This window comes from Streptomyces sp. MS191, from assembly GCF_008042125.1.
Lineage (GTDB): Bacteria > Actinomycetota > Actinomycetes > Streptomycetales > Streptomycetaceae > Streptomyces.
In genome coordinates this window covers 1,875,253-1,887,909 of sequence record NZ_RDBI01000040.1, presented here as the reverse complement: position 1 = coordinate 1,887,909, position 12,657 = coordinate 1,875,253, and the positions used below count along the sequence as shown (strand labels likewise).

Below are 12,657 nucleotides of genomic sequence, written 5' to 3'. Positions count from 1 at the left end.
CCGCCCGCCCCCCGTCACGGGTGGTGTGCGTCCGCCTCCGAGGGGGCCGGCTCGGGCGCCGCCTCGGGCAGGCGCCGCCGCCTGCGGTGCTTGAGCAGGGCCCAGGGCGCCCGGGCGCCCGTGACCTCCGTGCCCGCCTCCCGCGCGGCCTCCGCGGCGGCCTTCGCCACCGGCAGCATGTTCTCGTGGCGGTCCGGCTCCAGCCGGTCCGTGTCCGGCCACACGCCCAGCGCCGCGCACAGCGTCGGGAGCATCGCCATCGACGCCGTCGCGTACCCCTCGGCCGAGGGGTGGAAGTTGTCCACCCCGAACATCTCCCGCGGGTTCGCCGCGAACTCCGGCCCGAGCAGGTCGCCCAGGGAGACCGTCCGGCCGCCCTGCTCCACCACCACGATCGTCTGCGCGGCCGCCAGCTGCCGCGACACCCGCCGCGCGAGCCAGCGCAGCGGCTGGTAGACCGGCTCGATGGTGCCCAGGTCCGGGCAGGTGCCGACGATCACCTCGGCGCCCGCCGTCCGCAGCCGCCGCACCGCCGTCGCCAGGCATCGCACCGACTCCGTCGCCGGCATCCGGTGCGTGACGTCGTTGGCCCCGATCATGATCACGCACACGTCCGGCGGCCCCGACGGACCCGCCAGCAGCAGGGAGACCTGACGTTCCAGGTCGTCCGAGCGCGCCCCCGGCAGCGCCACGTTCCGCAGGAGGACCGGACGCTCCGCGACCGCGGCCAGTCCCGAGGCCAGGAGGGCCCCCGGCGTCTGCCCCGACCGGCGGACGCCCTGGCCCGCCGCCGTCGAATCACCCAGAAGGGCCAGCCGCAGCGGGGCGGAGGCGGGGTCCGAGGACCCGAACGAGCGCCCGTAGAGACCTTCCGCCCCGGGAGGCAGCGGTGCGACCCCGCCTCCCACCGACCTCTTCGCCAGTTGGACCTCGGCCAGCAGGACGCCCACGGCGGCCACTCCGAGCAGCCCGATGCTGCCGCCGCCGTACGCCGCGCCCGCCGCGATCCGCCGTGCCACCCTCGCCCTCGACATGGGGGCAGTCACCTCCTTGAAGCCGTTCAGGATCTAACTGCCCCGTAACCCGCTCCGACTACGCATACGCTGGCTGCACCATTACGGAGACCCCGGAGATTACGGTGCAATTCCACGACTCGATGATCAGCCTCGTCGGCAACACCCCGCTGGTGAAGCTCAACAGCGTCACGGCCGGCATTCAGGCAACCGTCCTGGCCAAGGTCGAGTACTTCAACCCCGGCGGTTCGGTCAAGGACCGGATCGCCATCCGCATGATCGAGGCGGCCGAGGAGAGCGGCGCGCTCAAGCCCGGCGGCACGATCGTCGAGCCGACGTCCGGTAACACCGGTGTCGGCCTCGCCATCGTGGCCCAGCAGAAGGGCTACAAGTGCATCTTCGTGTGCCCCGACAAGGTGTCCACGGACAAGATCAACGTGCTCCGCGCCTACGGTGCGGAGGTCGTCGTCTGCCCGACGGCCGTCGATCCCGAGCACCCCGACTCGTACTACAACGTGTCGGACCGCCTCGTGCGGGAGACCCCGGGCGCCTGGAAGCCCGACCAGTACTCGAACCCGAACAACCCGCGCTCGCACTACGAGACCACCGGTCCCGAGCTGTGGGAGCAGACCGACGGGAAGATCACCCACTTCGTGGCGGGCGTCGGAACGGGCGGCACGATCTCGGGCACCGGCAAGTACCTGAAGGAGGCCAGCGGCGGCCGCGTCGAGGTCGTCGGCGCCGACCCCGAGGGCTCCGTGTACTCGGGCGGCTCGGGCCGGCCGTACCTCGTCGAGGGCGTCGGTGAGGACTTCTGGCCCACCGCCTACGACGCGTCCGTCACGGACCGCATCGTCGCCGTGTCCGACAAGGACTCCTTCCAGATGACCCGCCGCCTCGCCAAGGAGGAGGGCCTCCTCGTGGGCGGCTCCTGCGGCATGGCGGTCGTCGCCGCGCTGGAGGTCGCCAAGGAGCTCGGCCCCGACGACGTCGTGGTGGTCCTGCTGCCGGACTCCGGCCGCGGTTACCTCTCCAAGATCTTCAACGACGAGTGGATGGCCGACTACGGCTTCCTGGAGGACACCGAGTCCGCCACCGTCGCCGACGTCCTGCGGCACAAGTCCGGCGGCATGCCCTCCCTGGTCCACATGCACCCGGAGGAGACGGTCGGCCAGGCCATCGAGGTCCTGCGCGAGTACGGCGTCTCCCAGATGCCCATCGTCAAGCCGGGCGCCGGCCACCCCGACGTGATGGCCGCCGAGGTCGTCGGCTCGGTCGTCGAGCGCGAGCTCCTCGACGCGCTGTTCACCAAGCGCGCCTCCCTGGAGGACCCGCTGGACCGCCACATGAGCGCGCCGCTGCCGCAGGTCGGCTCCGGCGAGCCCGTCGCCGACCTGATGTCCGTGCTCGGTGCGGCGGACGCGGCGATCGTGCTGGTCGAGGGCAAGCCGACGGGCGTCGTCAGCCGTCAGGACCTGCTCGCCTTCCTCGCGAACGGTGGCGTCAAGCACACCGCGAAGTAGCGCGACGCGGCCCGGACGGGTGTTCGCGAAACCGGTACGAGGGCGACACGTACCCGCAGCACCCGCTTAACACGCGTCCGGCACATTGGTGGATGTCGGCGTCAAGGACAACGGAGCGGCTCCCGGACCTCCTGACGACGCCGCGGACGCGGAGACCGGCCCTGACCCGGGTTCGTGTCCCTCGCGGGGACCGCCGTCGTCCCGCCCCCCAGTGATGGGGGTGCGGCGGCCCCCGCGCAATCCACCGTGCCGCCCACCCCCCAGGGGGTGGGCGGCACGTCTGTCAGCAGTCCTCGTCCTGGTCCGTGCGACGGCCCGGAAGCCGGTCCCGGAGGCCGTGGACGGCGTTCACCCCCACGATGCCCACCCAGGCCACGATCAGGCCCTCCAGGTCCGCCTGGGCCGCCGCGATCGCGGAGAGCGGGACGGCCAGCACGAGCGAGACGATCCCGAACCCGTAGCGCTCGCCGAAGCCCTCGACGCGGCCGGCGGCCGGCGAGCGGCCGCCCCGGGCCGCCGAGGTCTGCTGCTCGGCCAGCCGGCGCCGCACCCGGCGGTCGATGGTGGCGTCCAGGCTCTGCTCGACCTTGCCCAGGAAGGACTCGATCAGCGCGGTCTCGTACTCCGTCCCCAGCTCGCGGCGGGCGTGCAGGGTGGCGTCCAGCTCGTTCCTGAGCTCTTCGGTGCGGGCGGGGTCGCGGGAATCCATGCTCGTCACCGTACGGACGGGCGGCACCGGCGTCAGTGGGGCTAACCCCCGGTTCTTCTTGCCCTGCTGCATATTCTCATGCAGAGTTCGGGGTAGGTGAATAATCCGAAGGGGGACGGCGTGAGCGACAGCCCGGCCGGACGGCTGCAGGCGCTCTTCGAAGGGCATCGGCTGACACCGACGCAGCGGCGGATCGCGCACTGCATGGTGCGTCGTGCCGCCGACGTACCCTTCCTGTCCAGCGTCGAGCTGGCCGAACTCGCCGGCGTCAGCCAGCCGTCCGTCACCCGCTTCGCCGTCGCCCTCGGGTTCGACGGCTACCCCGCCCTGCGCCGTCATCTGCGCGAGGTCGCCCCGGAGGAGAAGAAGGCCGAGGAGCGCGCGGAGTACAACGAGTACCAGCAGGCCGTCCTCGCGGAGATCGAGAACCTCCGTCATCTCGCCGGACTGCTCGCCGATCCCGCACCCGTGGAGCGCGCCGGGCGACTGCTCGCCGCGTCCCGGCCGCTGCCCGTGCTCGGGCTGCGCGCCGCCTCCTCGCAGGCGCGCGGCTTCGCCTACTTCGCCGCCAAGGTCCACCCCGACGTCCGGCTGCTCGACGAGGGCGGCTCGATGCTCACCGACCGCGTCGACGCGGCGGTGCGGGCCGGGGCGACGGCCCTGCTGTGCTTCGCGCTGCCCCGCCATCCCAAAGAGGTCGTGGAGACGCTGGAGTACGCGCGCGCGGCCGGTCTGACCGTGGTGACGGTCGCCGAGTCGGCCTTCGCGCCCGTGGCCGCGCACAGTGATCTGCTCATCCCCGCCGCCGTCGGCACCGGGCTCGCCTTCGACACGGCCTGTGCCCCGATGCTGCTGGGCCGGGTCCTGCTGGAGGCGATGGCCGACGAACTCCCGGACGCGCAGGCGCGGCTGGAGGAGTTCGACACCAAGGCGGCTGCGCGGGGCCTGTTCGTGGAGTGACCCCGCGGACGCCGGCTCAGACCTCCAGTTCGTTCTCGATCTTCTTCAGCTGGTGGCGGGCCATGGCCAGGTTCGCCCGGTCCTTGCTCAGCGCCAGGTAGAGGAACAGGCCGTTCGTGCCACGCCCCTTGAGCAGCCGGATCAGGTGGTACTGGCCGTTGAGGGTGATGAGGATGTCCTCGATGTCGTCGTTGAGACCGAGCATCTCCATCGTCCGGACCTTGGCGCGGACCACGTCGGTGTTTCCCGCCGCCGCGACGTTGAGGTCGAGTTCCTTGCCTCCGCCGATGGTGCCGAGGGCCATGCCGCTGGTGTAGTCGACCAGGGCGGCGCCGATCGCGCCCTCGATCGACGCGGCTTCCTTCAGGGACGTCTCGGTGTTCGCCATGAGTGTCGCACTTCCTTCTTTTCGTGTTCGTTTTCCGTGAGGTGTTGCCGGTGAGTGGTACGGGTCAGGGAAGGTCCTTGCGTTCCAGCGCCTCGTCGACGAGCTCCCCTATCCGGGCGCTGGAACGGCGCGCCTCCAGATGGAGCCGCCCCACGTTGATGCGGGGCTCCGCGAGCAGGGTGAGGACCGCCGAGCCGCCCGCCGCGTACGTCGCGACGTAGCCGTGCTCGCCGCGCACCAGGAGCTCGCGGAAGCCGCCCTGGCCGGTGGAGTCGGTCAGCCGCAGCGCCACACCCAGGGCCGCCGCGGTCAGGGCCGCCACGCTCTCCGCCTCGCCGTCGACCGTGTCCTGGGCGAGCACGAGGCCGTCGGCGCTCGCCGCGAGGGCTCCGGTGAGCTGGGGCAGCCGGGCGCGGAGCCGTCTCAGCTCACCGAGCACCTCGGCTTCTGCGGTCATCAACTGTCTCCTCTCGGCGCGCATGCGCAGGGCACGCCTCATCACAGACTTGCCTCCAGGGCGTCACGGAGCCGGCGCAGCAGGGCGATGTCCGGGTCGGCCGCCACCTCGCCGACCCACGACGGCAGGGTCGGCTGGGGTGCCGGTAACGGGTCCAGCGGGGTCACGACGAGTCCGGCGGCTGCGAGCCGCCGGACGTCCAGCAGGGTGTGGAAGGCGGGCCGGCCGAGCAGCCGGGCGATGTCCGCCGGGGTCCGCCTGCCGTCGGCGGCGGCCAGCAGCGCCCGCTGGCGCGCGCTCACCGTCTGGCCGGGGGCCGCGGCGCGGGGCAGGACGGGGGCGGTGTCGACGGACGCGTACGGCCATACCTGGTCGAGCAGTTCGCGGCGGCGCACGCTCTCGCGCTCGATGGCCTCCGTGGAGACCGGCCGCACCGAGCCGAACCAGTGGCCGACCCCGTACCGGAAGCGGGTCGGGCCGCTGCCGGGGGCGAGGGCGAAGAACGCGGCGTCGAAGACGGCTCCGAGGTGGCAGATCTCCAGTTCGCCGCCGTGCAGGCGGCCGCTGTCGACCAGGAAGCGGCCGACCTCGCGGCGGGCCCCGGCCCGGTCCACGGCCTCGTCCCAGCCCTCGCGGGGGAGCCGCCCGCCCGCCGTCAGCAGGACGTCCAGTCCGGGCGCCGCAGGGCTCTCCGCGTGGACCACCCGGCCGTCGATCAGGTAGAGCGTGCCGTGGTCGCGCAGCAGGGCTCCGGTGGCGCGCTCCGCGGCCAGCCGCACGAGCATCGGGGATACGGTCATCCGAGGACCAGTCTCTCGGCGAGGTCGCGCAGCCGTATCCGCGCCAGCGCCAGGTTCCCCGCGTCGCGGTCGAGCCACAGGTGCAGGAAGACGCTGCTGTCGAAGGCCGTCTCCACGAAGCGCAGGACGTGGTAGCCGCCGCGGCTGGTGACGATCAGGTCCTCGACCGGTGGCCCCTTGGGTAACTCCGCGGCCGCCTGCGGGTCCTCGCCGCTCGCGAAGGAGTCGTACTCCGCTGCCGCGCGGGCCAGTTCGGCGGTCTCGGCGGCGGTGGTCTCGTGGTCTCCGACCGGTGAGTCACCCGCCGTGCCGAGCGCGAGGCCGCTGGTCCAGTCGACCAGGGAGGCCCCGCGAGCGCCCGGCAGGGCCATCGCCTCCAGCAGGCACTCATCGATTCCGGGCACGCGGGTTCCCCTCCCGATGCGGCGTGCGGGTGTACGGCAGTGACGGAGACGTTACTCAACGTTCCTGCCGTGGGGAGGAGTTCTGGCATTTTCCATCGGAACATGCCGCAGGCTGATTGAATGCGCTCCGCACATGAACGGACTCGCCCGTGCGCCCCCGCGCGCGCCGGCGGTGGAGGCCCCGGACGCGCCCCTGTGGCGGTCAGCCGCGGCGCTCCACGGAGGCCGCGACGTCCGTCAGGTCCTGGGCCACGGCCCTGCGCACCGCGCGGGCGCCCAGGCCGCCGAGCAGCCGGGCGAGCAGACCGGTCGCGGCTCCGCCGGCCGGAGTCGCCGAGAACGTCATTCGTACCATCGTGGCCCCCGTCCCCGCGGGCCGGAGCGCGAACTCCGTGACGTAGTGCATGCCGTGCGAGTGGGCCTCGGTGACGTAGCGGTCGGGCGGCTCGCTGGCCGTCACGTACATCTCCTCCGTCGCCTCCTTGCCGAACATCGTGCGGGTCTCGCGCCAGCGGGTGCCCACCCCGAAGCCGCCCTCCGTGAGCACCTCGACGCGGTTCACCCCGCTGAGGACCCGCTCCATGCCCTTCAGGTCGGTCAGCGCCTCCCAGACGGGTCCGGGGGTGGCCTCGATCCGGCGTTCGACGACGACGCTCTTGGTGGTCATGACTTCATCGAACCACCGGGGTGGGGCGAGCGCTCCCGTTGCTACGGCAGCAGTGCGTCCGGCCGCTCGCCGCCGGACTCGGCGACGATCTCCCGCAGCGTCTGCGCCCGGCGCACGGTCGTGAAGGCGACCTCCTTGCCGTCCGCGTCCGCGTCCGCCGCCGTGCCCGCGCCGGTGACGGTGAAGCCGTGGACGGCGGGCCGGGGCAGGCTGTTGTAGGCGTAGTGGTGGGCGAAGTAGTACGCGCCGGTGTCCGGGACGGCGACCACGTCGTCCGGCCGGAGGAGCGGCAGGGTGCGCGCGGTGGCGAGCAGGTCGCCGGCGAAGCAGGCGGGACCGGCCACGTCCTGGACGGTCTCCTCGCCGGCACGGGGCCGGCCCTCGGAGTCGTAGGCGAGGACCCGCAGGGGCCAGGACCCCGGGTCGTAGACGGTCCGGGTGGCGACCTGGACCCCGGCGTGGGTGACGGCGATGGGGCGGGATCCGGACGTCTTGGTGTACTCGACCCGGGCCAGGATCGTGCCGTGCTTGGCGAGCAGGGAGCGGCCGAACTCGGTGACCAGGCCGTAGCGCCCGTCGAACAGTCCCGGCACGGTGGCGGCGAGCAGTCGCGCGTACTCGGCGTACGTCGGCGTCTCCTCGTCCGAGGCGAAGTTCACCGGCAGGCCGCCGCCGATGTCGATCGTGTCGATCTGCTGCCGCCCGGCCCTGGTGTTGATCTCCTCGGCCAGCGCGTGGACGGCGCCGACGCCTTCGGCCATGAGCGCGAGCGGCATGCCCTGGGAGCCGGAGTGGGTGTGCAGCCGGCGCAGCCACGGCCGGTCGAGGAAGGCGCGGACGACGGTCTCACGGGCTCCTTCGTCACGGAGCGCCACACCGAACTTCGAGGTGGCGGTGGCGGTCGACAGCGCGCCGATGGAACCGCCTCCCACCTGCGGGTTCACCCGGATTCCGACGGGGCTCGCGGTCGGCGCGGCGGCGACGAGGGCGTCGATCCTGGCCAGTTCCTGGAGGTTGTCGGCGTTCACGGCGATCCCGAGGGCGAGGGCCTCGCGCAGTTCCCCGGAGGTCTTGGCGGGGGAGTCGAGCACGGTGCGGGACGGCGGGACGCCGGCCGCGCGGGCCAGCGCGAGCTCGCCGGGGCTGGCGACCTCGGCGCCGAGGCCGCAGGCGTCCAGCAGGCGCAGTACGGGCACGAGCGGGGCCGCCTTGACGGCGAAGGCGTGCAGCACGGGCGCGTCGGTGACGGCGGCGAAGGCGTCGGTGAGGGCGGCGGCCGAGGCGCGGATCCCGGCGGTGTCGAGGAGCGCGACCACGGGTTCGGCGGGGGAGAGGAGACCTTGTACGACGGCCGCGCGGACGGCCTGATCACGACGGTCGGAAGCCATGAGCCCCATCCCATCACCTGGCCGGGTGCACCGCAGCTGTTGACTACAAGTATTCAGCAGGCCAGGATGTGAATATCTACATCACAAGACGATCGGTGATCGTCTCGTCGTTGTGCCGGAGGAGGCATTCCCGATGTCAGGACCCCGCCCCGTACGGGCCCCGCGCGGTACGGAACTGAGCACCCTGGGATGGCAGCAGGAGGCCGCCCTCCGGATGCTCCAGAACAACCTCGACCCCGAGGTTGCCGAGCACCCCGACAAGCTCGTCGTCTACGGCGGCACCGGCAAGGCCGCCCGCGACTGGCGCTCCTTCGACGCGATGGTGCGCACGCTGCGGACGCTGAAGCAGGACGAGACGATGCTCGTCCAGTCCGGCCGCCCCGTCGGCGTCATGCAGACGCACGAGTGGGCGCCGCGCGTGCTCATCGCCAACTCCAACCTGGTCGGCGACTGGGCGAACTGGGAGGAGTTCCGCCGCCTGGAGCAGCTCGGCCTCACCATGTACGGCCAGATGACGGCCGGTTCGTGGATCTACATCGGCACCCAGGGCATCCTCCAGGGCACCTACGAGACCTTCGCCGCCGTCGCCGCGAAGAAGTTCGGCGGCACCCTCGCGGGCACGATCACCCTGACCGCCGGCCTCGGCGGCATGGGCGGCGCCCAGCCGCTCGCCGTCACGATGAACGACGGCGTCGCGATCTGCATCGACGTCGACCCCCGCGCCATCGAGCGCCGCATCGAGCACCGCTACCTGGACGTGAAGGCCGACGACCTGGCCCACGCGCTCCGGCTCGCGGTCGAGGCCCGGGACGCGCGCCGCCCGCTCTCCATCGGCCTCCTCGGCAACGCGGCCGAGCTGCTGCCGCAGATGCTCGCCGAGGGCGCCCCGATCGACATCGTGACCGACCAGACCTCGGCGCACGACCCGCTCTCCTACCTCCCGGTCGGCATCGCCTTCGAGGACATGGCCGACGCCGCCGCCAAGGACCCGGCCGGCTTCACCACCCGCGCCCGCGAGTCGATGGCGAAGCACGTGGAGGCCATGGTCGGCTTCATGGACGCCGGCTCCGAGGTCTTCGACTACGGCAACTCGATCCGCGGCGAGGCGCAGCTGGCCGGCTACGACCGCGCGTTCGCCTTCCCCGGCTTCGTCCCGGCCTACATCCGCCCGCTGTTCTGCGAGGGCAAGGGCCCGTTCCGGTGGGCCGCGCTGTCGGGCGAGGCCTCGGACATCGCCAAGACCGACAAGGCGATGCTGGAGCTCTTCCCGGAGAACGAGTCGCTGCACCGCTGGATCAAGATGGCCGGCGAGCGGGTCCACTTCCAGGGCCTGCCGGCCCGCATCTGCTGGCTCGGCTACGGCGAGCGGGACAAGGCCGGCGAGCGCTTCAACGACATGGTCGCGAGCGGCGAGCTCGCGGCGCCGCTGGCCATCGGCCGCGACCACCTCGACTGCGGCTCGGTGGCCTCCCCGTACCGCGAGACCGAGGCCATGCTCGACGGCTCCGACGCGATCGCCGACTGGCCGCTGCTGAACGCCATGGTCAACGTCGCCTCCGGCGCCTCGTGGGTCTCCCTGCACCACGGCGGCGGCGTCGGCATGGGCCGCTCCATCCACGCGGGCCAGGTCACGGTCGCCGACGGCACCCCCCTGGCCGGGGAGAAGATCCGCCGCGTCCTGACGAACGACCCGGGCATGGGCGTCATCCGCCACGTCGACGCGGGCTACGACATCGCGGAGGAGGTCGCGGACGACAAGGGCGTGCGCGTGCCGATGCGCGAGGACGGCTCTGCGTGAGCGAGACCTTCCACGCCATGTGGCGGTCGCTGCGGCCCCTCGGCCGCAGCGACGCCTCGGGCGGATACCGCCGCTACGCCTGGACCGGCGCCGACCAGGACTGCCGGCTGTGGTTCCGCATGCAGGCGGAGGCCCGCCGGCTGAACTACGAGGTCGACCGCAACGGCAACCAGTGGGCCTGGCTCGGCGACCCGGAGGCCGGTGACGCGGTCGTCACCGGCTCCCACCTGGACTCGGTGCCCGACGGCGGCGCCTACGACGGCCCCCTCGGCGTCGTGTCCGCCTTCGCCGCGCTCGACGAGCTGCGCTCCCGCGGCGTCCGGTTCAGCCGCCCCTTCGCGATCACCAACTTCGGCGACGAGGAGGGCGCCCGGTTCGGGCTCGCCTGCGTCGGCTCCCGGCTCACCGCCGGACAGCTGACCAAGGACAAGGCGTTCGAGCTGCGCGACGCCGACGGGATCAGCCTCCCGCAGGCCATGGAGGCCGCCGGGTACGACCCCGACACGATCGGCGCGGATCCCGAGCGGCTCGCCCGGATCGGCGCCTTCGTCGAGCTCCACGTCGAACAGGGCCGGGCCCTGGACCTGTCCGGCGACCCCGTCGGCATCGCCTCCGCGATCTGGCCGCACGGCCGCTGGCGGTACGACTTCGCCGGTGAGGCCAACCACGCCGGCACCACCCGCCTCGTCGACCGCCGCGACCCGATGCTCAGCTATGCCGAGACCGTCCTCGCCGCCCGGCGGGAGGCCGAACTCGCGGGTGCGGTGGCCACGTTCGGCAAGATCGCGGTCGAGCCGAACGGCGTCAACGCCATCCCCTCCCTCGTCCGCGGCTGGCTCGACGCCCGCGCGGCCGACCAGGACGCCCTCGACACGGTGATCGCCGGCATCGAGACCGCCTCCCGCGCGCACGCCGCCCGGAACGGCATCGACCTCACCGTCGTCCGGGAGTCCTTCACCCCGGTCGTCGAGTTCGCCCACGCGCTGCGGGACGAGCTGGCGGGCATCCTGGGGGAGAAGACCCCGGTCCTCGGCACGGGCGCGGGACACGACGCCGGAATCCTCTCCGGCTCGATCCCGACCGCCATGCTGTTCGTACGGAACCCCACGGGTGTCTCGCACTCCCCGGCCGAGTCCGCGGCCGAGGACGACTGCGTGGCCGGGGTCCTCGCACTCGCCGACGTACTGGAAGGGCTGGCGTGCAGCTGACGACCTACTGGGCGGAGTACGCCTGGCTCGACACGAACGTCGAGCCGGGCGTGGCCCTCGACGTGACGGACGGCAGGATCAGCGCCGTGCGCCAGGGGGTCGAGACACCCCCGCCGGGCGCGGTCGTGCTGCGCGGCCTGACGATCCCGGGCCTCGCCAACGCGCACTCGCACGCCTTCCACCGGGCCCTGCGCGGCACGGTCCAGGTCGGCTCCGGCACCTTCTGGACCTGGCGCGACGTGATGTACAAGATCGCGTCCCGGCTCACCCCGGACTCGTACCACGCACTCGCCCGGGCGGTGTACGCCGAGATGGCGCTGGCCGGCATCACGGCCGTGGGCGAGTTCCACTACCTCCACCACGCGCCCGGCGGCACCCCGTACGCCGATCCGAACGCGATGGGCGAGGCACTGATCGCGGCGGCCGCCGAGGCGGGCATCCGGATCACCCTCCTCGACACGGCGTACCTCTCCTCCGGCTTCGGCGCCGCCCCCGACCGGCACCAGCTCCGCTTCTCCGACGGGACGGCGGACGCCTGGGCCGAGCGGGCGTCCCTGCTGAAGGACCGCGACGGGGACGACGTGCGGATCGGCGCGGCCATCCACTCGGTACGGGCGGTGCCTGCCGACCAGCTCGCCACGGTCGCCTCCTGGGCCGCCGAGCGCGGCGCGCCGCTCCACGTCCACCTCTCCGAGCAGACCGCCGAGAACGACGCCTGCCTGGCGGCCCACGGCCGGACCCCGACCCAGCTCCTCGCCGACCACGGCGTGCTGGGCCCGCGGACCACCGGCGTCCACAACACCCACCTGACCGACGCCGACATCGCGCTGATCGGCTCGTCCACCACCGGCACCTGCATGTGCCCGACGACGGAGCGGGACCTCGCGGACGGCATCGGCCCCGCGGTCGCGCTCCAGCGGGCCGGCTCCCCGCTGTCGCTGGGCAGCGACAGCCACGCGGTCGTCGACCTCCTGGAGGAGGCGCGGGCCATGGAGCTCAACGAGCGCCTGCGCTCGCGCACCCGCGGGCACTGGACGGCGGCCGCCCTGCTGACGGCAGCCACCGAGGACGGCCACGCCTCCCTCGGCCGGCCCGACGCGGGCCGCATCGAGCAGGGCGCGCTCGCCGACCTGACGACGATCGCCCTCGACTCGGTCAGGACAGCGGGACCGGTGCCGCGTCTGGCAGCCGAGACGGTGGTATTCGCAGCGTCGGCAGCGGACGTCCGGCACACGATCGTGGGCGGCCGTCACGTCGTACGGGACGGGGCGCACGCGTCCGTGCCGGACGTGCCCCGGGCCCTCGCGGACTCGATCGCCGCCCTGCGCGGCTGAAGGAGACA

13 protein-coding genes are annotated in these 12,657 nt (G+C 72.9%); 5 read left to right on the top strand and 8 right to left on the bottom strand.

The window, feature by feature from the left end:
- Positions 1–14 precede the first annotated feature (14 nt).
- A complete protein-coding gene (locus tag EAO71_RS15630) occupies positions 15–1,034 on the bottom strand; it encodes an SGNH/GDSL hydrolase family protein (protein ID WP_147978280.1) in 1,020 nt (339 codons plus the stop codon).
- A gap of 104 nt (positions 1,035–1,138) precedes the next feature.
- Here EAO71_RS15630 and EAO71_RS15625 point away from each other — a divergent pair, with 104 nt between their 5' ends.
- Positions 1,139–2,536 (top strand): cystathionine beta-synthase, encoded by a 1,398-nt coding sequence (locus tag EAO71_RS15625; RefSeq protein ID WP_147978279.1) that lies wholly within the window; start codon positions 1,139–1,141, stop codon positions 2,534–2,536.
- 283 nt (positions 2,537–2,819) lie between these two features.
- Here EAO71_RS15625 and EAO71_RS15620 read toward each other — a convergent pair whose 3' ends face one another.
- On the bottom strand, positions 2,820–3,245 hold the full coding sequence (locus tag EAO71_RS15620; RefSeq protein ID WP_147978278.1) for a hypothetical protein: 426 nt from the start codon (positions 3,243–3,245) through the stop codon (positions 2,820–2,822).
- A 120-nt stretch (positions 3,246–3,365) separates the two neighbouring features.
- Here EAO71_RS15620 and EAO71_RS15615 point away from each other — a divergent pair, with 120 nt between their 5' ends.
- A complete protein-coding gene (locus tag EAO71_RS15615; protein WP_147978277.1) occupies positions 3,366–4,205 on the top strand; it encodes a MurR/RpiR family transcriptional regulator in 840 nt (279 codons plus the stop codon).
- Between the two features lie 16 nt (positions 4,206–4,221).
- On the opposite strand, the gene EAO71_RS15610 is transcribed toward EAO71_RS15615, so the two are convergent.
- The 6 genes from EAO71_RS15610 to EAO71_RS15585 all read right to left on the bottom strand — a co-directional run bounded on the left by EAO71_RS15610 (position 4,222) and on the right by EAO71_RS15585 (position 8,309).
- Positions 4,222–4,593: a hypothetical protein gene (locus EAO71_RS15610; protein WP_147978276.1), complete on the bottom strand. Its 372-nt coding sequence runs from the start codon at positions 4,591–4,593 to the stop codon at positions 4,222–4,224.
- 64 nt (positions 4,594–4,657) lie between these two features.
- Positions 4,658–5,050, bottom strand: a complete 393-nt coding sequence (locus EAO71_RS15605) for a roadblock/LC7 domain-containing protein (protein ID WP_384869332.1) — start codon at positions 5,048–5,050, stop codon at positions 4,658–4,660.
- A 41-nt stretch (positions 5,051–5,091) separates the two neighbouring features.
- On the bottom strand, positions 5,092–5,850 hold the full coding sequence (locus EAO71_RS15600) for a transcriptional regulator (RefSeq protein ID WP_147978274.1): 759 nt from the start codon (positions 5,848–5,850) through the stop codon (positions 5,092–5,094).
- Complete coding sequence (locus tag EAO71_RS15595; protein ID WP_147978273.1) at positions 5,847–6,254, bottom strand: roadblock/LC7 domain-containing protein; 408 nt, start codon at positions 6,252–6,254, stop codon at positions 5,847–5,849. The genes EAO71_RS15600 and EAO71_RS15595 overlap by 4 nt, the downstream gene beginning before the upstream one ends.
- Positions 6,255–6,456: 202 nt before the next feature.
- Entirely contained in the window at positions 6,457–6,921 is a 465-nt protein-coding gene (locus EAO71_RS15590) for an SRPBCC family protein (RefSeq protein WP_147978272.1), read from the bottom strand.
- Positions 6,922–6,962: 41 nt separating this feature from the next.
- A complete protein-coding gene (locus EAO71_RS15585) occupies positions 6,963–8,309 on the bottom strand; it encodes a type III PLP-dependent enzyme domain-containing protein (protein ID WP_399756286.1) in 1,347 nt (448 codons plus the stop codon).
- 133 nt (positions 8,310–8,442) lie between these two features.
- On the opposite strand from EAO71_RS15585, the gene hutU reads away from it, so the two are divergent.
- From hutU to EAO71_RS15570, 3 genes are read left to right on the top strand one after another with little or no spacing between them, the layout of a single operon-like run.
- Positions 8,443–10,107, top strand: coding sequence for a urocanate hydratase (hutU, locus tag EAO71_RS15580; RefSeq protein WP_147978270.1), 1,665 nt, complete (start codon positions 8,443–8,445; stop codon positions 10,105–10,107).
- A gap of 17 nt (positions 10,108–10,124) precedes the next feature.
- Positions 10,125–11,315, top strand: coding sequence for an allantoate amidohydrolase (locus tag EAO71_RS15575; RefSeq protein WP_147979322.1), 1,191 nt, complete (start codon positions 10,125–10,127; stop codon positions 11,313–11,315).
- The gene (locus tag EAO71_RS15570) at positions 11,306–12,649 is read left to right on the top strand and encodes a formimidoylglutamate deiminase (RefSeq protein WP_147978269.1); all 1,344 of its coding nucleotides are present in this window, start codon (positions 11,306–11,308) and stop codon (positions 12,647–12,649) included. The genes EAO71_RS15575 and EAO71_RS15570 overlap by 10 nt, the downstream gene beginning before the upstream one ends.
- The last annotated feature ends 8 nt before the right edge of the window (positions 12,650–12,657 follow it).

Bases quoted from the DNA above. Each gene is read 5' to 3' on its own strand.
- EAO71_RS15575 (WP_147979322.1), top strand. From the start codon at position 10,125: ATGTGGCGGTCGCTGCGGCCCCTCGGCCGCAGCGACGCCTCGGGCGGA.
- EAO71_RS15630 (WP_147978280.1), bottom strand. From the start codon at position 1,034: ATGTCGAGGGCGAGGGTGGCACGGCGGATCGCGGCGGGCGCGGCGTAC.
- EAO71_RS15600 (WP_147978274.1), bottom strand. From the start codon at position 5,850: ATGACCGTATCCCCGATGCTCGTGCGGCTGGCCGCGGAGCGCGCCACC.
- EAO71_RS15610 (WP_147978276.1), bottom strand. From the start codon at position 4,593: ATGGCGAACACCGAGACGTCCCTGAAGGAAGCCGCGTCGATCGAGGGC.
- EAO71_RS15620 (WP_147978278.1), bottom strand. From the start codon at position 3,245: ATGGATTCCCGCGACCCCGCCCGCACCGAAGAGCTCAGGAACGAGCTG.
- hutU (WP_147978270.1), top strand. From the start codon at position 8,443: ATGTCAGGACCCCGCCCCGTACGGGCCCCGCGCGGTACGGAACTGAGC.
- EAO71_RS15590 (WP_147978272.1), bottom strand. From the start codon at position 6,921: ATGACCACCAAGAGCGTCGTCGTCGAACGCCGGATCGAGGCCACCCCC.
- EAO71_RS15605 (WP_384869332.1), bottom strand. From the start codon at position 5,050: ATGACCGCAGAAGCCGAGGTGCTCGGTGAGCTGAGACGGCTCCGCGCC.
- EAO71_RS15585 (WP_399756286.1), bottom strand. From the start codon at position 8,309: ATGGCTTCCGACCGTCGTGATCAGGCCGTCCGCGCGGCCGTCGTACAA.